25 protein-coding genes are annotated in these 20,703 nt (G+C 34.3%); 19 read left to right on the top strand and 6 right to left on the bottom strand.

What is annotated here, in order from left to right; genetic code table 11:
• Positions 1-26: 26 nt before the first annotated feature.
• Entirely contained in the window at positions 27-740 is a 714-nt protein-coding gene (locus tag KO527_RS05635; protein WP_216039382.1) for a glycerophosphodiester phosphodiesterase family protein, read from the top strand.
• Between the two features lie 2 nt (positions 741-742).
• Here the strand turns inward: KO527_RS05635 and epmA are convergent, their stop codons facing one another.
• Both epmA and efp read right to left on the bottom strand, forming a co-directional pair.
• The gene (gene epmA / locus KO527_RS05630; protein WP_216039381.1) at positions 743-1,717 is read right to left on the bottom strand and encodes an elongation factor P--(R)-beta-lysine ligase; all 975 of its coding nucleotides are present in this window, start codon (positions 1,715-1,717) and stop codon (positions 743-745) included.
• Between the two features lie 141 nt (positions 1,718-1,858).
• Positions 1,859-2,428: an elongation factor P gene (gene efp / locus KO527_RS05625; protein ID WP_042147295.1), complete on the bottom strand. Its 570-nt coding sequence runs from the start codon at positions 2,426-2,428 to the stop codon at positions 1,859-1,861.
• A gap of 39 nt (positions 2,429-2,467) precedes the next feature.
• Between efp and epmB the strand changes: the two genes are divergently transcribed.
• A complete protein-coding gene (gene epmB / locus KO527_RS05620) occupies positions 2,468-3,481 on the top strand; it encodes an EF-P beta-lysylation protein EpmB (protein WP_216039380.1) in 1,014 nt (337 codons plus the stop codon).
• Between the two features lie 7 nt (positions 3,482-3,488).
• Here the strand turns inward: epmB and KO527_RS05615 are convergent, their stop codons facing one another.
• Positions 3,489-3,704: a hypothetical protein gene (locus tag KO527_RS05615; protein ID WP_216039379.1), complete on the bottom strand. Its 216-nt coding sequence runs from the start codon at positions 3,702-3,704 to the stop codon at positions 3,489-3,491.
• Positions 3,705-3,776: 72 nt separating this feature from the next.
• On the opposite strand from KO527_RS05615, the gene KO527_RS05610 reads away from it, so the two are divergent.
• Both KO527_RS05610 and KO527_RS05605 read left to right on the top strand, forming a co-directional pair.
• On the top strand, positions 3,777-4,073 hold the full coding sequence (locus KO527_RS05610) for a hypothetical protein (RefSeq protein ID WP_042147286.1): 297 nt from the start codon (positions 3,777-3,779) through the stop codon (positions 4,071-4,073).
• A 68-nt stretch (positions 4,074-4,141) separates the two neighbouring features.
• A complete protein-coding gene (locus KO527_RS05605; RefSeq protein WP_216039378.1) occupies positions 4,142-4,438 on the top strand; it encodes a hypothetical protein in 297 nt (98 codons plus the stop codon).
• A gap of 73 nt (positions 4,439-4,511) precedes the next feature.
• On the opposite strand, the gene KO527_RS05600 is transcribed toward KO527_RS05605, so the two are convergent.
• The 3 genes from KO527_RS05600 to rlmJ all read right to left on the bottom strand — a co-directional run bounded on the left by KO527_RS05600 (position 4,512) and on the right by rlmJ (position 6,982).
• Positions 4,512-5,018, bottom strand: a complete 507-nt coding sequence (locus tag KO527_RS05600; protein ID WP_216039377.1) for a DUF3016 domain-containing protein — start codon at positions 5,016-5,018, stop codon at positions 4,512-4,514.
• Between the two features lie 268 nt (positions 5,019-5,286).
• Positions 5,287-6,048 carry a LytTR family DNA-binding domain-containing protein gene (locus tag KO527_RS05595; protein ID WP_216039376.1) on the bottom strand — a complete coding sequence of 254 codons (762 nt, stop codon included), beginning with the start codon at positions 6,046-6,048 and terminating at the stop codon, positions 5,287-5,289.
• Between the two features lie 97 nt (positions 6,049-6,145).
• On the bottom strand, positions 6,146-6,982 hold the full coding sequence (gene rlmJ / locus KO527_RS05590) for a 23S rRNA (adenine(2030)-N(6))-methyltransferase RlmJ (RefSeq protein WP_216039375.1): 837 nt from the start codon (positions 6,980-6,982) through the stop codon (positions 6,146-6,148).
• 153 nt (positions 6,983-7,135) lie between these two features.
• On the opposite strand from rlmJ, the gene zapB reads away from it, so the two are divergent.
• The 15 genes from zapB to coaE all read left to right on the top strand — a co-directional run bounded on the left by zapB (position 7,136) and on the right by coaE (position 19,922).
• Complete coding sequence (gene zapB, locus KO527_RS05585) at positions 7,136-7,366, top strand: cell division protein ZapB (RefSeq protein ID WP_042147274.1); 231 nt, start codon at positions 7,136-7,138, stop codon at positions 7,364-7,366.
• Positions 7,366-7,656 carry a cell division protein ZapA gene (locus KO527_RS05580; protein WP_216039374.1) on the top strand — a complete coding sequence of 97 codons (291 nt, stop codon included), beginning with the start codon at positions 7,366-7,368 and terminating at the stop codon, positions 7,654-7,656. The genes zapB and KO527_RS05580 overlap by 1 nt, the downstream gene beginning before the upstream one ends.
• A gap of 82 nt (positions 7,657-7,738) precedes the next feature.
• The gene (locus KO527_RS05575; protein ID WP_216039373.1) at positions 7,739-8,050 is read left to right on the top strand and encodes a hypothetical protein; all 312 of its coding nucleotides are present in this window, start codon (positions 7,739-7,741) and stop codon (positions 8,048-8,050) included.
• 70 nt (positions 8,051-8,120) lie between these two features.
• Positions 8,121-9,593 carry a LysM peptidoglycan-binding domain-containing protein gene (locus tag KO527_RS05570; protein ID WP_216039372.1) on the top strand — a complete coding sequence of 491 codons (1,473 nt, stop codon included), beginning with the start codon at positions 8,121-8,123 and terminating at the stop codon, positions 9,591-9,593.
• A gap of 184 nt (positions 9,594-9,777) precedes the next feature.
• Positions 9,778-10,284: a peptidylprolyl isomerase gene (locus KO527_RS05565; RefSeq protein ID WP_216039371.1), complete on the top strand. Its 507-nt coding sequence runs from the start codon at positions 9,778-9,780 to the stop codon at positions 10,282-10,284.
• A 225-nt stretch (positions 10,285-10,509) separates the two neighbouring features.
• On the top strand, positions 10,510-11,394 hold the full coding sequence (locus KO527_RS05560) for an amidohydrolase family protein (protein WP_216039370.1): 885 nt from the start codon (positions 10,510-10,512) through the stop codon (positions 11,392-11,394).
• A 93-nt stretch (positions 11,395-11,487) separates the two neighbouring features.
• Positions 11,488-12,375 carry a carboxylating nicotinate-nucleotide diphosphorylase gene (gene nadC, locus KO527_RS05555; protein WP_216039369.1) on the top strand — a complete coding sequence of 296 codons (888 nt, stop codon included), beginning with the start codon at positions 11,488-11,490 and terminating at the stop codon, positions 12,373-12,375.
• A 402-nt stretch (positions 12,376-12,777) separates the two neighbouring features.
• Positions 12,778-13,227, top strand: a complete 450-nt coding sequence (locus KO527_RS05550) for a pilin (protein WP_216039368.1) — start codon at positions 12,778-12,780, stop codon at positions 13,225-13,227.
• 63 nt (positions 13,228-13,290) lie between these two features.
• On the top strand, positions 13,291-13,713 hold the full coding sequence (locus tag KO527_RS26245; protein WP_216039367.1) for a pilin: 423 nt from the start codon (positions 13,291-13,293) through the stop codon (positions 13,711-13,713).
• A 422-nt stretch (positions 13,714-14,135) separates the two neighbouring features.
• A complete protein-coding gene (locus KO527_RS26240; RefSeq protein WP_216039366.1) occupies positions 14,136-14,582 on the top strand; it encodes a pilin in 447 nt (148 codons plus the stop codon).
• Positions 14,583-14,640: 58 nt separating this feature from the next.
• Positions 14,641-15,063 carry a pilin gene (locus tag KO527_RS26235; RefSeq protein ID WP_289847656.1) on the top strand — a complete coding sequence of 141 codons (423 nt, stop codon included), beginning with the start codon at positions 14,641-14,643 and terminating at the stop codon, positions 15,061-15,063.
• Positions 15,064-15,201: 138 nt separating this feature from the next.
• Complete coding sequence (pilB, locus tag KO527_RS05530) at positions 15,202-16,893, top strand: type IV-A pilus assembly ATPase PilB (protein ID WP_216039365.1); 1,692 nt, start codon at positions 15,202-15,204, stop codon at positions 16,891-16,893.
• 291 nt (positions 16,894-17,184) lie between these two features.
• A complete protein-coding gene (locus KO527_RS05525) occupies positions 17,185-18,420 on the top strand; it encodes a type II secretion system F family protein (protein ID WP_216039364.1) in 1,236 nt (411 codons plus the stop codon).
• 13 nt (positions 18,421-18,433) lie between these two features.
• Positions 18,434-19,315, top strand: a complete 882-nt coding sequence (locus tag KO527_RS05520) for an A24 family peptidase (RefSeq protein WP_216039407.1) — start codon at positions 18,434-18,436, stop codon at positions 19,313-19,315.
• A 7-nt stretch (positions 19,316-19,322) separates the two neighbouring features.
• On the top strand, positions 19,323-19,922 hold the full coding sequence (gene coaE, locus KO527_RS05515) for a dephospho-CoA kinase (RefSeq protein WP_216039363.1): 600 nt from the start codon (positions 19,323-19,325) through the stop codon (positions 19,920-19,922).
• Positions 19,923-20,703 lie beyond the last annotated feature (781 nt).

Genomic DNA, 20,703 nt, shown 5'->3' with positions numbered 1-20,703 from the left:
TTTAAATAAAAGGAGTTGATTGTTAAATGAAAGTATTTGCTCACAGAGGTGCCAGTGGAAATTATCCTGAAAATACCAAAAGTGCGATAAAAGCGGCTTTAGAGATAGAAGTAGATGGCATTGAAGTCGATTTACATAGTGCTAAAGATGCCTATGTCATTATTCATGACTCATGGTTAGACAGAACAACCAATGGCCAAGGTAAAGTGAGTAATTACACTTTAAGCCAATTAAAAGGACTTGATGCTGGCATGGGCGAACAAATCCCTAGCCTACAAGAACTAATAAATTGGAATAATAATCAAACTTTATTAAACATTGAGCTTAAACATACATTTGATTTAACTAAACTTGTTGAAGATATTAAAAACAACCTTCAAAAAGGCAAAATATCACAAGAAAATTTAATCATTTCATCTTATGATCATCACCAATTAAGATTTATAAAACAGCAATTACCTTGGATTAAAATAGGTGCGCTTACCTCAAGTATCCCACTTGAGTATGCTAAGTTTGCTCACACATTAAATGCTTTTAGTATCCATTTAGATAAAGATTTTATTAATCAGGATTTTGTTTCTGACGCTCACAAAAGAGGTTTAAAGGTTTACGCTTATACTCTAGATAAAGTAGACGATATCAAAGCCATGCTGACCTTAGGTGTTGATGGTATTTTTACTAATTACCCAGCAACAACCAAAGGCATTATTCAAGATCTGACTAATCAACCGGTTAAATAAATCTAAGCACGCTCTATATCAAAGCTAATCACATCTTTGATTTGACTCTGCTCTAGCGCTAGCATGATTAATCTATCAATACCTAAAGCCACACCTGCACACTCAGGCATACCAGAAGCTAAGGCATCTATTAGATTAAGATCCGCAGGCACCTGAGCTAAGCCCATATCTTTTCTTTTTAAGTTATCGCTTTCAAACCTGCTTAACTGCTCATTGGCATCTGTTAGTTCATTAAAACCATTAGCCAATTCCATATTTTTAAAATACAGCTCAAATCTATCAGCTACTTGTGGGTTATCTTTGTTTATTTTAGCAAGCGCTGCTTGAGATGCAGGAAAGTCATAAATAAAACAGGGTTGTTCTTGCCCTATTGTTGGTTCAACAACCATACTAAACAATAGCTGTAACAAGGTATCTTTGTCTGTTTCGTCTTTAGCTATGTTTTCAAAACCATGTTGTTCGCAAATCTGTTTCAGTGTTTCTAATGAAGCTGTTAATGGGTTTGTATTAAATATAGAGCCAAAAGCAGCTTGATAGGTTATTCTCTGTGCTTTTTCGCACTTTAAAATAGCTTGCATGAGAGAATCAATTTCATCCATTAAGTCAAAATGATCAAAACCAGGTCGATACCATTCTAACATTGAAAATTCCGGATTATGATGCTTGCCCGACTCTTCATTTCTAAAAGCTTTGCTTATTTGAAAAATAGCGCCACTGCCACCAGCTAATAGCCTTTTCATTGCGTATTCAGGTGATGTTTGCAAATAAAGCGGTACACCGTTGCTATAATTTGGCCCTACAAACTCAGTATTAAAACTGATTAAATGAATGTCTGTCACACTTGCTTGAGATAGGCTTGGAGTTTCAACTTCCATTACATTTCTTTGGTAGAAAAACTCTCGAATACTACGAATAATTTCAGCACGTTTTTTTAAATTTTTTATACTGGCGCTTGGCTGCCAAAGAGGAGAATTCACAAAAAGACCTTAAGGAAATTAAAATAGGGAAGTTAGCAATGCAGATAAGTGGGATATGTACCCAAACGACTTTGAGAGTCATTTAACTACATACCCACGGAGATAGCCACGCAGTGGCCTTAATAGAAATGCGAAGCAGATCTATTTAGCAACACGACTCACGTATTCACCAGTACGAGTATCAACACGAATTACTTCGTTTACTTGAACAAATAATGGAACACGTACAACAGCACCTGTTGATAAAGTAGCAGGTTTGCCACCAGTACCAGCAGTATCACCTTTAAGGCCAGGATCTGTATCTGTGATCTCTAGCTCTACAAAGTTAGGCGGAGTCACTACAATAGGACGACCATCCCAAATTGTAAGTGTACACACATCATTTTCAACTAACCACTTAAGTGCATCACCTAATGCTTTTTCGTCTGCAGCAACTTGCTCAAATGTTTCGTTGTTCATGAAGTGCCAAAACTCACCATCATTATAAAGGTAAGCAAGCTCTGTATCCATTACATCAGCAGCTTCAACAGTATCACCTGATTTAAATGTTTTCTCTAATACTTTACCAGAGATCAATTTACGTAATTTTACACGGTTAAAAGCTTGGCCTTTACCAGGTTTTACCATTTCATTTTCGATAATACTGCAAGGTTCGCCGTCCATCATAAATTTTAGGCCTCCCTTGAATTCATTAGTGCTATAATTCGCCATCTTATCCTCTATTAATCAATTCGAGTTATTTACTAAGCTATGATACAAACAATTGAAGCAAATTTGCATACTAACTGGCAAAAAGAATTAGCAATGGCCGTATCTGAGCCAAATAAATTGCTAAAAATGCTAAAAATTGATGAAAAAGCTTTTTCTGAAGACATAAAAGCAAGAAAACTGTTTGCGATGCGTGTGCCTTTACCTTTTATAAAAAAAATGAAAGTCGGTGATAGTCATGATCCCTTATTATTACAAGTACTGCCTTTACATCAAGAATTTTTAATCAAAAAAGGTTTTGATCACGACCCTTTACTTGAACAAAACAATCAAATCCCTGGTTTATTACATAAATACAAATCTCGTGTACTTATCATTTTTAAAACAGGTTGCGCCATAAATTGTCGTTATTGTTTTCGACGCCACTTTCCTTATCAAGATAATCATTTAAACAAAAAAGCACTGATCGATTCTTTAAAATATATCGCTAACGATAAAAATATTAATGAAGTGATTTTAAGTGGCGGCGATCCGCTTATGGCAAAAGATGATGCGATTGATTGGTTTATGACAGAGCTTGAAAAAATACCACATATAACAAGAATAAGGATCCATAGCCGACTTCCCGTGGTGATCCCTAATCGGATCACAGATCAATTGTGTAGCCGTTTTAAGTCTTCACGATTAAAAGTTATCTTAGTAACCCACATTAATCACGCTAATGAAATTGACGTCGCATTAAGCCAAAAACTACAACAATTAAAGTTAGCAGATGTCACTTTATTAAACCAAGCAGTACTTTTAAAAAATATAAACGATACAGTTAAAGCGCAAGTTGATTTAAGTGAAGCGTTATTTAGTGCGCATGTTTTACCTTATTACTTACATGTTTTAGACAAAGTACAAGGTGCTGCACACTTTGAAATTGCAGAAAAAGACGCTATAACAATTCAAAAAGGCATCTTAAATGAGTTACCTGGGTTTTTAGTGCCAAAATTGGTAAGAGAAATAGGCGGCGAAAAAAGCAAAACACCTATTGATTTAGCATTACAATAATATACAACTAGACGCGTATATTAATATTTTGCCCTAAAGTTGCTGTCACAGAAGAAGCTGAAGGTTGATTGCTTACTATTTGTGAACTACTGGCTGCTGATTGAATTAAAGCTAATGCAGCCTCGCCTTCTAGCTTTTGGTGTGACTTTGCCAATGCGGCTGAATATACTTGTGAACCTTGAGAGTTATCAATTGAAGGTAAACCTCCACTAGAAATATCCATCTAATTCTCCATTTTAGAAATCAAGCATTAATGATATTATAGCGGCAATTTTCAAAAAACCTTTAGATAAAAATGAATCCAGTAATAGAGCAGTTAAATAACAACTTAAAAGTATTATACAGACAAGCCCTTGATGCAGATAATCAACTAGACACATTACAAAAAAATGGCCATGCTAAATTTAGTGCTCTGTTAAAAGATCCTGCTTTTTCGTTTGATGCAAAACGTTTTAAGCCTTATATATTAGATATTGCATCTGCAGTTGAAACATTAAGTAAACAAGATGATTTAGATACAGCGTTATTAGAATCAACAGTTGTGAAATTACAAAAAATTCACCAATTACTCGCTAACTTCAACAGCAAGTAACGTACATTATTCAACCAGGCGGTTAATTTAAGCTATACTTAATCTAATACCATTTATTTGGAGGGATTATGTCGATAGCACTCCCTTTAACTGCCGGTAGTGAAATACAAAAGGCGGGCGCACTTCAAAAACAAAAAGGCTCTGAATCATCGAGCTCTCAATTTGGTGCGTTTTCCGATGATGTTATTAAAATATCGGAGTTAGGTTTACAAAAACAGTTAAGTGAAAAGCTAACTGAAACCTCAGTCAGTACATCAAATGAATCGGTTAGAGTAAGTAGCACAATTGGCAAGTCGCAATCAATAAGCAATTTAACGCAAACACAAGCAACACAACTTTATAAAGATATTGCTGCTATTTTATAAAACACTTTAACCTTTTCAAAACAAAAAACCTCATTAAAAATGAGGTTTTTTTGTATTTATTTGTAGTATCGCTTTATTTAATTTGCGTTAATAATTGTTTATTAAACCACTCTGATATTAACTTATGATCGTAGTAAAAAGAGCCATCTCTGCCACTTTTAATTTTATCCATAAAACCCATATCTTTTAGCTTTACATCATCTTTGTTTATTAACTTGCCTTTACTGTCGGTTAATACATAGCTAAATTTAATTTTAGGGAAGTAGATAGGTTTTACAACGCGCATTTCGTTCATACCACCAAAACGCACATCACCCGCTAAATCTAAGTCATTAACTTTAACTCTTAATTTATATCCATCAGGTAATTTTTTAGCTAATTTCGCAAAATGCTTTTCAAATGATTTCTTAACCTGTTTATGAAAAGATCCTTTAGGTCCGCCATTTGGTCTCACGTCCGTAAAGTCGTTAAAATCACCCCAAGTTACTTTTGATTTAAAATCACCAGGACTATCAGAAGCATTTGCCAGAAGAGGTATAGATAAAACCAATACTGCTGCTATTTTATTAATTACTTTCATTACGCCATCTCCAAGAGAAAAAACAACTTAAAATATTTGCAACTAAGATACCCAGTATAAACTTAACATAAGCTTAATGAACATCAGACAATCAGCATATAATATCAATAAGTTTTACGAATTATTTACCTAATAGTAAATGGAAAACAATTGAATAAAAAGCTTAATACATGATTTTCATAAGAGAAAAGTCATTGTCTACAATCAATATATTCCCTAAAGCGCTTTGAATTTACGCTGAGTGACTGGTAAATTAACGGAAATACTATTAAGTCAAAATGCCTGACATGCTTTGTTTATAACGCCGAGACAAATTAAGTAAATCACCATTTTTTAATGTTACTAAATAATCGCCATTATCTGTTGGTTTTAGCTCAGTAATACTCTGTTTTTTCACCAGTGAAGATCTATGAATACGAATAAACCCATGTGATGTTAATTTATCTAACATAGCTGATAAGGTTTCTCTGTGTAAAATAGGTCTTTCTTCATCGGATAAATGTAGTTCAACATAGTTGCCAGCACTGCCAACCCATAAAATATCATCGGTATCTATTATGCGAATTTTGCCAGTATCTTTAACAACGATGGGGTCTTTTGCCGTATTAGGTAATTGAAATTGACTCAATAAATTTTGAATGTGTGCCATAGGAGCTTCAACAACACGATTTAATTCTCTTAACAATTTACGTATGCACTTTTGGAATCGCTCACTACAAAAAGGCGTAATTAAATAGTCAATAACTCCTAAATCAAAAGCATTAGCAGCTTGAATTGAATTTTCAGATAAATATACGATTCTGATGTTTGAGGAAAGTTTTTCTATTAAATGGCTTTGTTCTTCATCTGAAAGCAGATTTGAGTCAATAAATAAAACATCTATCTCACCAGATAAACATACACCTAGTACATCGTCTTTATTACTTGTCAAAGCAACGGCTTCAAAGTCAAAATGAAACTCTAATAACTGCTTTATATTAAGGCGTGTTTTTTCATTTGCACTGGCGATAACAACATTATATTTATTCATTCCCCATCTCCTTATACGATAGAACTCGTAGTAATATACGAAACTTATCGTATAAGTCAATGGTTTAGGAATTTATTTCACGTTATTTTATACTTACCTACTCAGAAACAAGCTCTACTGAGCGATAAAAACCATCATCATTTGAAAGTAATTCAACTAACTCTGGCATCACTGAATCCATAGTATTACTTAGATTCCACGGTGGGTTTATCACTATCATTCCTGATGCTGTCATGCCATGTTCTTCGGTATCTTTTGAAGTGCCTAGCTCATAAAGGTGAACATTTTTAATACCTGATTCAATCAGTGACGCTTCCATTTTTTCAATTCGCTCTCTATCTACAACTGGATACCAAATCATATAAGTACCTGTTGCAAACTTTTTATATGCAGTAGCAACTGTTTTAACAACTAATTCATAGTCTGATTTAATTTCATAAGGCGGATCAATTAAAACACAAGCACGACGGGATAAAGGCGGTAATAGACCTAACAACCCCTGAAAACCATCTTCTTTTCTTACTTTTCTTTTTCTTGTTGGTCTAAAATTATTAGATAAATGGCCATGATCTTGCGGGTGTAATTCAAATAACCAAGACTTATCTTGTGCTCTTAATACCTTATGGGCAACCGCAGGAGAACCAGGATAAAATGACAATTCATTTTGGTTAAAACCTTTGATTAAATCTAAGTAATCTATAATTGCTTGATTATCACCTGAGTACGCCCATAATTTAGCGATACCTTGTTCAAATTCTTGCGTTTTTTGTGCTTCACTTGAGGAAAACGCATACATTCCAGCTCCACTATGCGTATCAATATACTCTAATGATTTATCTTTTTTTGTGAGGTACTTTAATACTTCAAACAATACTAAGTGTTTTAACACATCGGCTGGGTTTCCAGCATGAAATGAGTGACGATAACTAAGCATTTAAAATCCTATTTTTCTTTTAATAAAGAGGTAGCTTTCGCTATTTTACTTAAAAAGCTAACTTATTTCAGCTATTCGTGCGTAAACAGTAGCAATATGTACAAGTTTAGATTAAATTTGCAGTTATTATTAAACCAGTTATAAGAGCGCCTTATGTTAAACGAAACACTTCCTCAACTCGAACAACTGATCAATCAACTTATTGAACAAAACAACCAGTTAAAACAAACTGTTTCTGAGTTAAAAGATCAAAACCACAAACTTACTGATGAAAATGAAACACTACAACTTGAAGCGTTAGAAGTAGATGAAAAACAAAAGCATGCTGCAACAACTCTTGAAGGTTTATTAACTAAATTACAAAGTGTTCAGCAGGCTAATTAATGTCTCCAACCAACCCAAAAGGTATTAAGGTTGAAATCATGGGGCAGCAACACCAGTTTGCTTGCCCAGATGGACAAGAGCCCGCTTTAAATGAAGCAGCGCAACATTTAGATAAGTTATTTTGGGATATCAAACAGCGTAGTGGTATTCGAAATAATGACAGAGCACTTTTGATGACAGCTTTAAATTTAAGTCACGAACTCGCTTTGGCAAATCAAAAATTAGAGCAAAATCAGCAAGAACTCAATGCCTTAATTTCTACAGTAAATAACGCACTCAATAATAAATAGTGCGTTATTTCGCATAAACCTCTGGTAATTAATACCCTTTTATAACCATAATACACTCCACTTTTGTAAACATGAAAACTTTATGGCTTCAAAAAGTAGAATATTAGGCATTAAATTTATTTTAGTAAGCATTACTTTGCTTGCTGTTTTAATTAATGATGCGCATGTATTTGCAACCTTACTTAAAATTCAACAAACTCAAAGTACCAGTCTTTTACAGTTATGGGGCTTTTTAATTGTTGCTGGCGGATTAATAGCGGGTTGTTCATTATTAAAAATTAAAAAAACGCATTATATTCATTCAGCAATTTATTTAATTATGGCTGTTGTTTTTATATTTTTACCTTTCATAATCATTAAGTCTCCTTATATGGTTTTACAAGTCATTAGTTAACCTTTTTATTACAGCTATTTTTTAAACTAGTCTACACTCAAAATATTCATCAGCTCGGATTACAATCTGTATGGCGCAGCTTAGAATATTAATAATACTTGCTCTTATCGGCTGTCAATCAAATAACATGGCGGTTAACAAATCAAGCCTTAAAGTTAAAAGTAATCACTCACCTACTAAGTCAAATAAAGCGGAACCGACACCAGTAATTACAAAAATAGCAAATAAAGCAAAAGTAAAAAAAATAACGATTAAAAAGCCCGCTGAAGTTTCTGACTTATGGCTTAGAATCGCCATGCAACTTAAGTTCCCTAGCATTAAACATAAAGAGATTGATAAAAAAATTGCTTGGTACTTAAAACACCCCTATTACATGCATACAATAACAAAACGCAGCGAACCTTTCCTTTATCATATTGTAAATCAAATAGAACAACGAAAATTACCATTAGAGCTGGCTTTGTTACCCATAGTAGAAAGTGACTTTGAAATAAAAGCGTTATCAGCACAAGGTGCAACGGGGATTTGGCAACTTATGCCAATTACCGCAAAACATTTCAACTTACAAAAAAATGCTTGGTACGATGGCCGCTATGATGTGCTAGCAGCAACCACTGCCGCTTTAGATTATTTAGAGTATCTACATTTTAAGTTTTCAAAAAATTGGCTACATGCCATTGCTGCATATAATTCGGGCGAAGGTCGTGTAAAACAAGCTATTATTGAAAATAAACGTTTAGGTAAAAAAACTGATTTTTGGTCATTAAATCTACCATCAGAAACAACTAACTACATACCAAAACTGCTTGCTTTATCATCAATTTTAAAGCAACAAGATAAATATCACTTTTGGCCTAAATTAAAAAACCAAGCAACTACAATTAATATAGATATAGGCCAGCAATTTGATATGTTAATTGCCGCTAAGATTGCAAAAATAAAAATGCAGACCTTATATCAATTAAACCCAGGCTATATAAGCAACTCAAGCCCAAAATATGGGCCACATCAATTACTAGTACCCATTAGTCAAGCACATTACTTCGACTCTCATTATCAATTAATTGATGGCAAACTTGTTTATGGTCGTTATCAGGTGAAAGCCAAAGACTCTTTATTTAAAATATCAAAGAAATTTAATACTACTGTAAATAAGTTAAAAGCAATCAATCAACTAAATGGCGACTTAATTAAAATAGGTCAAGTATTAGCATTACCGGCATATAAAAACTCAGAGCTCACAGTGGAATACCATATAAGCCCCTATTTACAACGTAAAAAGATACCTGATAAAGTTAAAGTAAGTACGTCTTATATTGTTAAAAAAGGCGATACTTTATGGGATATAAGCCAGCTATATGGTGTATCTTTTAAAGATTTAGCTGTTTGGAATGAAATAGATCAAAATGCAATTTTAAAGCTAGGTAAAAAAATGATCATTTGGCTAGAAAAAGATCCCGCTCCACTTGAAGCCAAACCAAAAGCGACAGTTAACAATCAGTTTTTAGATATATTAAATATAAATACCACTATTCCTAATTAATTTTATATAACCCAAAATTCAGTATCTTTATTTCTAATCAATTTGTTTTATCGCTATATGCAGTATTTGAATTTTTAACTAATTTTTTTGATCATCATACAAAACACGGATATTTCTAATTAATTTGTTTTAAAGCGATATATTCCAGTACAATTATAAAAATTTATAAATAAACTGAAATATTATGTCTATAAGCAAAAACTCTGTTGTTGAATTCCATTACACTCTTACTGAAAATGATGTAGAGATTGAAAATAGCCATTCATCTGAGCCACTACAATACTTGCATGGACATAATGCCATGTTACCGGGTATAGAAAACGCAATTGAAGGCAAAGCAACTGGCGATAAATTTGAAATCACTTTAACACCAGAAGATGGTTATGGTGAAATTCAAGATGGTTTACAACAAAGAATTCCATTAAAACATTTATTAGACGGTTCTGGTGCACCAACTAAGAAAAAAGCAAATATCTGGAAACCGGGCATGAACGCTTTTGTTGAAACAGATCAAGGCCGCCGCCAAGTGACAATCCTTAAAGTAGGTAAATTTAATGCTGATTGTGATTTAAACCACCCATTAGCAGGTAAAACACTTACATTTGCGATTGAAATAAGCACAGTAAGAGAAGCAACTGAAGAAGAACTATCTCACGGCCATGTACACGGTGCCGGCGGTTGTGGCCATTAAAAAATTTTAACAAACCTTAAATTCTTTTTATAAAGCGAATATTACATTCGCTTTTATTTTGAGCTGAATTTGTAAGACCTCTCTTATTATTTTTATGGATAAACACGATTAACCAACATACTCATTCCCGAAGTCTTTTATCGGGAATATCGTCATCTGAAAACAAGGCAGTTATAATCGCCTCTCAAGGCTCTTAATAACAAATCAATAAGCGATGAAAAAAAAATGAAACATAAAATAATAGATCCACATATTCACTTATTTGATTTAGTAAAAGGCCAATATCAATGGCTACAAACTAATAACCCACCCTTTTGGCCAGATAAGCACATCATTCAAAAAAACTTCACCGAGCAAGATCTCCAGTTAAATGATAACTTTAACCTAGGAGGTATAGTACATATTGAAGCAGGCTTTGATAATAAGTCCCCAATTGAAGAGATTAATTTTTTACGCTCTACAATTAGCAATATACCTTTTAAAGCGGTTTCTTTTCTTGATATGACACTATCTAATGAAACGTTCAAACTGCAGCTATCTAAGCTTCAGCTACAAAGTAATAATCAGCTAATAGGTATTCGACACATAATGGAAGGTACTGATAATGATTTATTGTTTCATGAGAACATATTAACCAACTTAACTTTATTGGCTGAACTCAATTTAATCTTTGAAGCACAATTTGAAATCCACAACCTCAATGCCTCTAAACAGTTAGCTAAATACACTAAAAGTTTACCTAGTTTAAACATACTGATAAACCACTGTGGTTTTCCAACAGCAAATAAATACCAACAGTGGCAGCAAGCAATTGATATTTTATCTCCCTTTCACAACATCCATATAAAATGTTCAGGCTGGGAAATGCATAATAGGCAATATAAACAGCTATGGTTAAAACAAATCATTAATCATTTATTATCTCAATTTGGCGAAAACCGAATTATATTAGCAAGTAACTTTCCGCTTTGTTTGTTTAGTAAAAGCTACGCAGATTTATGGCAGAGTTATTATGATTTAAATTTACCTAATAACATTTGGCAAGCTATCAGCTTTGATAACGCAAAAGATATTTACCAACTAGAAGCTAAGCCTAGCATCACAGTTTAAATACAGGTAAAATTTAACCATAAACTTATCTTAGGTATAAACCTGAGTAATTGACTCCAATATTCAAACAATACTTTGTAAAGAGAATTAAAAATGTCACTCTCACCAGACTTAATCAGCCAACTTGTTAAACTTGCATTAGACGAAGATTTAAATACAAACAAAGATGATACTTCATCAGGCCTAAGTACCACTGGAGATATCACTGCGTTATTAATTCCCCAAACACAAACAGCCAATGCAATCGTGATCACACGTGAAGATTGCGTATTTTGTGGTAAGGCTATTGTTGAAGAAGTATTTAAACAAGTAGATTCAAACGTAGAACTTGAATTTTTAGTAAACGATGGCGACTCAGTAAAAGCTAATAGCATATTATTTATTGCTACTGGTAGCGCAAGAGCTATTTTAACTGCCGAACGTACTGCACTTAACTTTGTACAAACCTTGTCAGGTACAGCAACGACTACAGCTATGTGTGTAAAAGAGCTTGAAGGCACAACCACACAATTACTTGATACCCGTAAAACCCTTCCTGGTTTAAGACAATTACAAAAATATGCAGTTAAATGTGGTGGTGGACAAAATCATAGAATTGGCCTTTTTGATGCGTTTTTAATTAAAGAGAACCATATTGCAGCCTGTGGCGGAATAAACCAAGCAGTAACAGCTGCTAAACAAAGTATCGCTAAGCAAAATAACCCAAGCATAAAAGTAGAAGTTGAAGTTGAAAACTTTGACGAACTTGAGCAAGCGATAAACGCAGGCGCTGACATTATCATGTTAGATAACTTTACTGTTGAACAAATTCAACAAGCAGTTACTTTTACAGATAAAAGAGCTAAATTAGAAGTTTCGGGCAATATGACTATCGAAACTTTAAAACAATACTCGCAAGCAGGTGTTGATTTTATTTCTAGCGGCGCGTTAACAAAACATGTAAACGCCGTTGACTTATCAATGCGCTTTAGCAACAACTAATACAAAATACCTATTTTGTTTCCACAAAGAGAGTCTCCTAAGTATCAGAAATAACATAATTTGTGTTTTAAAAAGTATATTTAAGCTAAATATAGCCTAAAACACAAGTTTGTTATAAAAAGGTAACTAATAAACTACCAATATTCATTTTTGCATGATAGCATCTAATAACAATTGAGGGGTACATGGAGATACCTCTAATGATAAAGGGTTAGATTAATTTCTTGAGTTTAGTAATAAAGTCAAAAAATAATTTACTCTGAGTTTATAATTGTATCAATGAGTTAAAACGGAATTAAATAAAAACTCAAAGACACACTTTCTCATTAGAGAATTTTAATTTTCAATAATATAAAGTAATCTTTTTACTTATATATTATAAGCCCCCGTTTGGAGAGTAAGATGAAAAACATGAAACAAAAAGCACAAAAAGGCTTTACACTAATTGAATTAATGATTGTAGTTGCAATTATCGGTATTTTAGCTGCAGTTGCATTACCACAATATCAAAGCTACACAGCAGGTTCTCAAGTAAGTGCTTGTTATAAAGAAATCATCCCAGGGAAAACACAATTTGAAGTTTTAACAGTAACTGCTACAGGCACAGGTACAAAAGGTGTAGTAGGAACAGTAGCAGCAGATGCTAACGGTGGTGTAAGCGTTGGCTTACCTGTAGCTCAAGCATGTGCAACTCATGCATTAACTGCTACAACGATTATTGGTGCAATTCAGGGTGCTGCAGCTGTGGATACAAAACTTATAACTCTAACTCGTGCTGCTAGCACTGGAGTCTGGACTTGTACATCAACTGCTCCGGCTGATTTATTACCTAAAGGTTGTACAAAAGTTTAATTTATATTTTTTAAAAAGCTCATTCTTTATGAGCTTTTTTGTTTTTTATAGGCAGTTTATCTTATGGCGAATTCGGTAAAAGGTTTTACTCTTATAGAGTTAATGATAGTTGTCGCTATCATAGGTATACTCTCTGCTGTAGCGGTACCTGAATACCAAAGCTATGTTGCAAAAGCAGATGTTACTAGTTGCTATAAAGAAATACAATCAGGTCGAGTATTATTTGAAATAAAATCAAACTCTGGTACTCCTCCCAAAAATGCAGCTAATTTATCAGAAATCAATGTTGCCAGTGCAGCTTCATGTTTAAGCCACAGCTTAACAGAAACAACAATAACCGGAGTAATACAAGGTAGTAGCCCCGTAAGTGGTGCAAATATTAATCTAGCTAGAGATTCAAACACAGGTGTTTGGACATGCAACATTACAAAACGACCAGCTACATGGAATAGTAAATATTTACCATCAGACTGCATCGAAATTTAATACTTAAAAATAATGATAAAGTAGCTTTATTTTTAATTAAAGCCAATTTCATTATTTAAATGATGCCCTGATGATAGGAGATAACTCACAAAACACCTGTTTTCATTAAACAATGCCAATCAAAGTACTTCCATAAATTATGCAGACTTTAGCTAAACCGTCTTAAAAACACTCATTACAAACAATAATTTTTTTTTGATTTTATTTATTTCAGTAGCTTATAAAACAATCAGCCCAAATTAATATAAACCGCCTTTCTCAATTCAAAATTGTTAACTATACTGAAATGAACGCTCGAAAAATGATCAGAGTATATTTGTAATTCAAGCTAATTCACTTAGATTGAATATCGTGCGATTTATAAAGTAGTACATTAAAAAATTTAACTAATTTTACCCCCACCCCCCGTTAGGAGAGTAACAATGAATAATTTAAAACTGAAGGCTCAAAAGGGCTTTACATTAATTGAATTAATGATCGTAGTAGCAATCATTGGTATTTTGGCCGCTGTAGCATTACCGCAATACCAAAGCTATACAGCTGGCTCGCAAGTTAGCTCTTGTTATAAAGAAATAATTCCTGGTAAAACACAATTTGAAGTACTAACCGTAACAGCTACAGGTTCAGGTACTAATGGTGTAGTAGGAGCTGTCGCCGCTGGTGCAACAGGTGGTGTAACCGTTGGTTTACCTAGTGCACAAGCATGTGCTACTCACGCACTAACAGCAACAACTATTGTTGGTGCAATTCAAGGGGCTGCAGCAGTAGATACTAAAACAATTACGCTAACACGTAATGCTACTTCGGGTATATGGACTTGTACGTCAACTGCACCGTTAGATTTATTACCAAAAGGTTGCACAAACTAATATTAAATAATTTAAAAGAAGCCCATTATTTATGCGCTTCTTTTTAATGGATAATCTTATGGTGAATTCGATAAAAGGCTTTACTCTAATAGAGTTAATGATTGTGGTTGCTATCATTGGAATATTGGCAGCGGTTGCGTTACCTGAATATCAGAGCTATGTTGCAAAATCAGATGTTTCAAGCTGTTTTAAAGAGATACAGTCCGGCAGAGTATTATTTGAAATAAAATCAAACGCAGGTACTCCACCTTCAGCTGCGGCTAATTTAGCTGAAATAAATGTTGCCAGTGCAATATCATGTGCAAGTCATAGTTTAACAGCAACGACCATATCAGGAGTAATCCAAGGTAGTAACCCTGTAAATGGTGCTACCATCAACCTAGTTAGAGATGCTATTACAGGTGTTTGGAATTGCAATATAGCTGACCGACCTACGACTTGGGAAAGTAGTTTCGCCCCTCAAGGCTGTACAGAGCCTTAATTAAATAAAAACTAAATTAAACCTTTTTAGCTTTTCTATGGCCTATAGACCAATATTAATCTACTATTTGATTGACTTAACAGCATTTTTCTATTGAAATGGCTATATGAATTATAAATTAAATAATTAGCGATAATAATGTTATTGAACTCCCCTTTAATCAGAAAATTAGTTCACTTAGGTGCACTTGATTTTGAAAAAATCAGTAAAGCTGAAAATACTGAAAATATATCAGTGGCAGAGCTGATTTGCAGGGAGTCTAATTTAACTGCACCGGAGCTTGCACAACGTGCATCCCAATTATTTCACGCCCCGCTATTCGATTTAACTGACTTTGATACTACGCTTTTACCTGATGAAAAAATCCTGAATGAAAAACTAATAAAAAAGCATCATGTATTACCTATTTCAGTAAAAGGAAAAACCCTTTATTTAGCGACTAGCGATCCTACAAATTTTGATGCCTTCGAGGATTATGAATTCAATACGGGCATGCAAAGTGAAATTATTGTTGTTAGTTATGATCAACTTGAGTTAGCAATCGAGTCTTTATTTGACACTACATCTGCATTAGAGCTTACTGATGCACAAATGGCTGAACTCAGTGGCGAATCACCCGATGGTGGTAAAAATAGTAATTTATCCACAGATGTGAATAGCAAAGAAGATGATGCGCCAATTATTGTATATATTAATAAAATATTAATGGATGCTATTAAACGTGGCGCGTCTGATTTACATTTTGAACCTTACGAGCATATGTATCGAATTCGTTTTCGCATAGATGGTGTTTTACATGAGATAGCCAATCCACCGATAGGCTTAGAAAGTAGGATATCCGCACGTATAAAAGTTATGTCGCAAATGGACTTAGCTGAAAAGCGAAAACCGCAAGATGGCAGAATAAAATTAAAAATAAATAAAAAGAAAAGCATTGATTTTCGTGTCAGTACTTTACCTACCCTTTGGGGCGAAAAAGTAGTAATGCGTATTCTTGATTCATCAAGCGCCATGTTGGGCATAGATGTTTTAGGTTACGAAAAAGAACAAAAAGAGCTTTATTTAACCGCTTTAGCACAACCGCAAGGCATGATATTAGTTACTGGTCCTACCGGTTCAGGTAAAACAGTATCACTATATACCGGTTTAAATATACTTAATAAACCTGAGCGAAATATATCTACAGCCGAAGACCCTGTAGAAATTAACTTAGTGGGCGTAAACCAAGTACAAATTAATGTTCGTGCAGATATGACCTTTGCCAATGCTTTAAGAGCCTTTTTACGTCAAGATCCCGATATTGTAATGGTAGGTGAAATTCGTGATTTAGAAACTGCTGAAATATCAATCAAAGCGGCACAAACTGGTCACTTAGTATTATCTACCTTGCATACAAACTCAGCACCAGAAACATTAACTCGCTTAATGAATATGGGCGTACCGAGTTATAATATTGCCAGCTCAGTAACTTTAATTATAGCTCAACGTTTAGCGCGCCGTTTATGTCATCACTGTAAAGAACCTGAAACGCTACCCCAAGAAGAACTTATTCGTTTGGGTTACCTTGAAGATGACATCCCAAACTTAAAGCTCTTCAAAGGAGTTGGATGTGAACATTGTACCGAAGGCTATAAAGGCCGAGTAGGTATATATGAAGTAATGCCAATAACTCCCGCAATAGCACAAATCATTATGCGCGCAGGCAACTCATTAGAAATAGCTGAAGCAGCCGAAAAAGAAGGTATTAACAACTTAAGAAAGTCAGGTTTAAAAAAAGCAGCAAGCGGTGTAACTAGCCTAGTTGAAATAAACCGTGTAACGAGCTTTTAATATAAATAAAGTATTTCTAATATCACCAAAGCTATATTATAGAGTGTTGTGAAATATAAAAATATGCGTCATTCCCGAAGTGTTTTATCGGGAATCTTTCTAAAATTAGACTTAGAACCTTAAAACAGGATCTCCGATAGAACACTTCGGAGATGACTGATGTTATATTAATGATTACAGCCAATTTTTATTTACATGCTTATTATTGAAGTTATTAAACTATAATACAACTTCAATCAGCTAAGAACTTAAATACAATAACTATAAAGAGCTAATACAAAGAGCTAAATTATGGCCACTAAGAAAGCAAAAGTAGTAGAGCAAGACATTTACCAATGGATCGGTGTAAATAACCGAGGTAAAAAACTCGAAGGTGAAATAAGTGAAGATAGTCTTGCCCGTGTTAAAGCAAAACTTCGCCAACAAGGTATAGTTCCCTCTAAAGTAAAAAAGAAAGCAAAACCTTTTTTAGGGTTGTCTGCAGACCCAAAGATTACAGCAAAAGACATCGCTTTATTAACAAGGCAAATAGCAACTATGCTTTTAGCTGGTGTACCACTGGTACAAGCAATCGATATGATAGGCTCTGGATCTGAAAAAAAATCAGTGAAAAAGCTCACTAACAATATTGGCACTGAAATAAAATCAGGCCAACCTTTAAGCGATAGTCTACGTAAACACCCACTCTATTTTGATGATTTATACTGTGACTTAGTTGAATCAGGAGAGTCTTCAGGCGCTTTAGATCGTATTTTTGACCGTGTTGCTATCTATAAAGAAAAAACTGAAGCATTAAAGTCTAAAATTAAAAAAGCCATGTTTTATCCTATTGCTGTTATGACAATTGCAGGCATAGTAACTTCCATATTATTGATATTTGTTGTGCCACAATTTCAGGATATTTTTGCTGGGTTTGGTGCTGAGCTTCCCGCATTTACTTTATTCGTAATTGGTATATCTGATTTTATGCAAGAGTACTGGTGGGTAGTGCTTGGTGCAATGTGGGCTGGAGGCTACGCCTTTCGGCAAGCTCATAGAGGCAGTAAAAAGGTACGCGATAATACAGATAAAACTATTTTAAAATTACCAGTTATAGGCATGATTTTAAACAAAGCAGCTGTTGCACGTTATGCCCGTACTCTTTCCACTACTTTTGCCGCAGGTGTGCCTTTAGTTGATGCTTTACAATCAGCGGCCGGCGCTTCCGGTAATGCAGTTTACCGAGATGCCATCTTAGAAATAAAAGCAGAGGTTAGCTCAGGTAATCAAATGAACTTTGCAATGCGAAATTCAAATATATTCCCTTCTATGGTAATTCAAATGGTTGCTATTGGTGAAGAGTCAGGTTCTCTTGATGGTATGTTAGAGAAAGTAGCCAATATATATGAAGCAGAAGTAGATGATGCTGTTGATGGTTTATCATCTTTGTTAGAACCTTTAATTATGGCTGTTTTAGGTGTTCTTGTAGGTGGTTTAATTATTGCTATGTATTTACCTATATTCCAATTAGGAGCTGTAGTTGGATAATTTATTACAAGAAATGAATTTAGTTTTTGATCAAAGTCCGTTATTTTTCTTATTTACTATTGCTTTAGTCAGTTTATCCATAGGGAGCTTTTTAAATGTGGTGATTTACCGTTTACCTGTGATGATGCAAAATGAATGGAATCATGAGTGTAAGTTATTATTAACTGATGATTTAAAGCAATCTTATACTCAAGATGAACCAAAAGTATTTAACTTGGCTACACCTGCTTCTACTTGCCCTAAATGTAAAAGTAAAATTAAAGCTTGGCAAAATATACCTGTTCTCAGTTGGTTATTTTTAAAAGGTAAGTGTGGTAGTTGTGATAATAGTATTTCTATTCGTTACCCTAGTATAGAGCTACTCACTGCGATTGCTAGTGTTGCTATTGCCCATTATTTTGGCCCTACAGCGCTTGGTTTTACTTATTTAATCGTTACTTGGTGTTTAGTTGCACTGATATTCATTGATATTGATCACATGTTATTGCCTGATCAAATCACCCTACCTTTACTTTGGTTAGCGCTACTTGCATCAGTATTAGGTTTTACTATAGAGCCAGCACAAGCAATTATAGGTGCTGCTGTCGGTTACTTATGTTTTTGGTCTGTGTATTGGATATTTAAACTGGTAACAGGCAAAGAAGGTATGGGTTATGGTGACTTTAAATTAATGGCCGTATTTGGTGCTTTACTTGGCTGGCAATCGCTACCTATGATAATACTTTTATCTAGTCTAGTTGGCGCTGTAATTGGCATTACGTTATTAAGTATTCAAGGCAAGGATAAAGCGACACCCATTCCATTTGGCCCTTATATAGCCATTGCAGGCTGGATTGCGATGATTTGGGGTGAAAAAATCACATCCGCTTATTATCAATTTGCTTTAGGCCATTAATTTAAATATGAAGCCTAAAATAATTATTGGATTAACGGGTGGTATCGGTTCAGGTAAATCTGCCGTAAGCAATAAGTTTGAACAATTAGGCATTAACATAGTTGATGCCGATATTGTAGCACGTGAAGTGGTTGCCACTGGATCTGATGGCCTAAATCAAATTAGTAACCACTTTGGTTCTGATATTCTCAATGTTGATAAAACCCTTAATCGCGCTAAGTTACGAGAAATCATTTTTAAAGATTATAATAAAAAAACTTGGTTAAATAACTTACTTCACCCCATGATCCGTGAGCAAATAGTTCATCAATTAAATCAAGCAACAAGCCCTTATGTGATATTAGTTGCACCGTTATTATTTGAAAATAATTTAAATAAACTATGTAATCGCTGTTTATTAATTGATGTGCCTGTGGAAGTTCAAATCCAAAGAACAACTTCAAGAGATAATGTCAACACAGATCAAGTCAAAAGCATAATAGCCTCTCAAATGTGTAGAGAGGATAAACTCAGCCTTGCTGATGATGTATTAGATAATTCCCTTTCTTTAGAACAAGCAAGTATAAAAGTGAATGAATTTCACCAAACGTATTTAAATTTAGAATGATACATTTCAATATTTATTAAAAATATCTGAACTTCTATTTTAACTCCATTGCTATAATTTATTACATGAACTTACAAATAAAAGCTTCTTTTTTAGGAGTCCGCTTTAGCCACGAACAGCCTGAGTTAAATATGATGAAATCAAATACTCTACCTTCGCAGCTGAAGCTTGCTCCTACAGGTTGTATTACAAATTAAACCAGCCAGTGAAGGTTTATTTGTAGCAGTTGGCTTTAGCCATGAAAAGTCTGAGTAAAATATGATGCTATTGAATTTTCAACTTCGCAGCTGAAGCTGGCTCCTACAGGCTATATTACAGATTAAACCTACATGCAGAAGCTTATTTGTAGGAGTCGGCTTTAGCCACGAACACTCTGAGTTAAATATGATTCTATTGAGTTTTCACCTTTGCAGCTGAAGCTGGCTCCTACAGCTTGTATTACAGATTAAACCTACATGCAGAAGTTTATTTGTATGAGTTGGCTTTAGCCACGAACACTCTGAGTTAAATATGATTCTATTGAGTTTTCACCTTTACAGCTGAAGCTGGCTCCTACAGCTAGTATTACAGATTGAACCTACATGCAGAAGTTTATTTGTATGAGTTGGCTTTAGCCACGAACAGTTTTAGTTGAATATGATGCTATTGAATTTCCACCTTCGCATCTGAAGCTTGCTCCTATAGGCGGTATTACAGATTCAATCTACATGCAGAGGGCTTATTTGTAGGAGTTGGCTTTAGCCACGAACTATATTATTCTCAAATCCCAAAAAGCAAAAAA

The sequence above is a fragment of the Pseudoalteromonas sp. C2R02 genome, assembly GCF_018860845.1.
Classification (GTDB): domain Bacteria; phylum Pseudomonadota; class Gammaproteobacteria; order Enterobacterales; family Alteromonadaceae; genus Pseudoalteromonas.
This window is presented reverse-complemented; position numbering and strand designations above follow the sequence as displayed.

Bases quoted from the DNA above. Each gene is read 5' to 3' on its own strand.
- KO527_RS05635 (WP_216039382.1), top strand. From the start codon at position 27: ATGAAAGTATTTGCTCACAGAGGTGCCAGTGGAAATTATCCTGAAAAT.
- efp (WP_042147295.1), bottom strand. From the start codon at position 2,428: ATGGCGAATTATAGCACTAATGAATTCAAGGGAGGCCTAAAATTTATG.
- epmB (WP_216039380.1), top strand. From the start codon at position 2,468: ATGATACAAACAATTGAAGCAAATTTGCATACTAACTGGCAAAAAGAA.
- KO527_RS05615 (WP_216039379.1), bottom strand. From the start codon at position 3,704: ATGGATATTTCTAGTGGAGGTTTACCTTCAATTGATAACTCTCAAGGT.
- KO527_RS05610 (WP_042147286.1), top strand. From the start codon at position 3,777: ATGAATCCAGTAATAGAGCAGTTAAATAACAACTTAAAAGTATTATAC.
- KO527_RS05605 (WP_216039378.1), top strand. From the start codon at position 4,142: ATGTCGATAGCACTCCCTTTAACTGCCGGTAGTGAAATACAAAAGGCG.
- KO527_RS05600 (WP_216039377.1), bottom strand. From the start codon at position 5,018: ATGAAAGTAATTAATAAAATAGCAGCAGTATTGGTTTTATCTATACCT.
- KO527_RS05595 (WP_216039376.1), bottom strand. From the start codon at position 6,048: ATGAATAAATATAATGTTGTTATCGCCAGTGCAAATGAAAAAACACGC.
- rlmJ (WP_216039375.1), bottom strand. From the start codon at position 6,982: ATGCTTAGTTATCGTCACTCATTTCATGCTGGAAACCCAGCCGATGTG.
- zapB (WP_042147274.1), top strand. From the start codon at position 7,136: ATGTTAAACGAAACACTTCCTCAACTCGAACAACTGATCAATCAACTT.
- KO527_RS05580 (WP_216039374.1), top strand. From the start codon at position 7,366: ATGTCTCCAACCAACCCAAAAGGTATTAAGGTTGAAATCATGGGGCAG.
- KO527_RS05575 (WP_216039373.1), top strand. From the start codon at position 7,739: ATGGCTTCAAAAAGTAGAATATTAGGCATTAAATTTATTTTAGTAAGC.
- KO527_RS05570 (WP_216039372.1), top strand. From the start codon at position 8,121: ATGGCGCAGCTTAGAATATTAATAATACTTGCTCTTATCGGCTGTCAA.
- KO527_RS05565 (WP_216039371.1), top strand. From the start codon at position 9,778: ATGTCTATAAGCAAAAACTCTGTTGTTGAATTCCATTACACTCTTACT.
- KO527_RS05560 (WP_216039370.1), top strand. From the start codon at position 10,510: ATGAAACATAAAATAATAGATCCACATATTCACTTATTTGATTTAGTA.
- nadC (WP_216039369.1), top strand. From the start codon at position 11,488: ATGTCACTCTCACCAGACTTAATCAGCCAACTTGTTAAACTTGCATTA.
- KO527_RS05550 (WP_216039368.1), top strand. From the start codon at position 12,778: ATGAAAAACATGAAACAAAAAGCACAAAAAGGCTTTACACTAATTGAA.
- KO527_RS26245 (WP_216039367.1), top strand. From the start codon at position 13,291: ATGGCGAATTCGGTAAAAGGTTTTACTCTTATAGAGTTAATGATAGTT.
- KO527_RS26240 (WP_216039366.1), top strand. From the start codon at position 14,136: ATGAATAATTTAAAACTGAAGGCTCAAAAGGGCTTTACATTAATTGAA.
- KO527_RS26235 (WP_289847656.1), top strand. From the start codon at position 14,641: ATGGTGAATTCGATAAAAGGCTTTACTCTAATAGAGTTAATGATTGTG.
- pilB (WP_216039365.1), top strand. From the start codon at position 15,202: ATGTTATTGAACTCCCCTTTAATCAGAAAATTAGTTCACTTAGGTGCA.
- KO527_RS05525 (WP_216039364.1), top strand. From the start codon at position 17,185: ATGGCCACTAAGAAAGCAAAAGTAGTAGAGCAAGACATTTACCAATGG.
- KO527_RS05520 (WP_216039407.1), top strand. From the start codon at position 18,434: ATGAATTTAGTTTTTGATCAAAGTCCGTTATTTTTCTTATTTACTATT.
- coaE (WP_216039363.1), top strand. From the start codon at position 19,323: ATGAAGCCTAAAATAATTATTGGATTAACGGGTGGTATCGGTTCAGGT.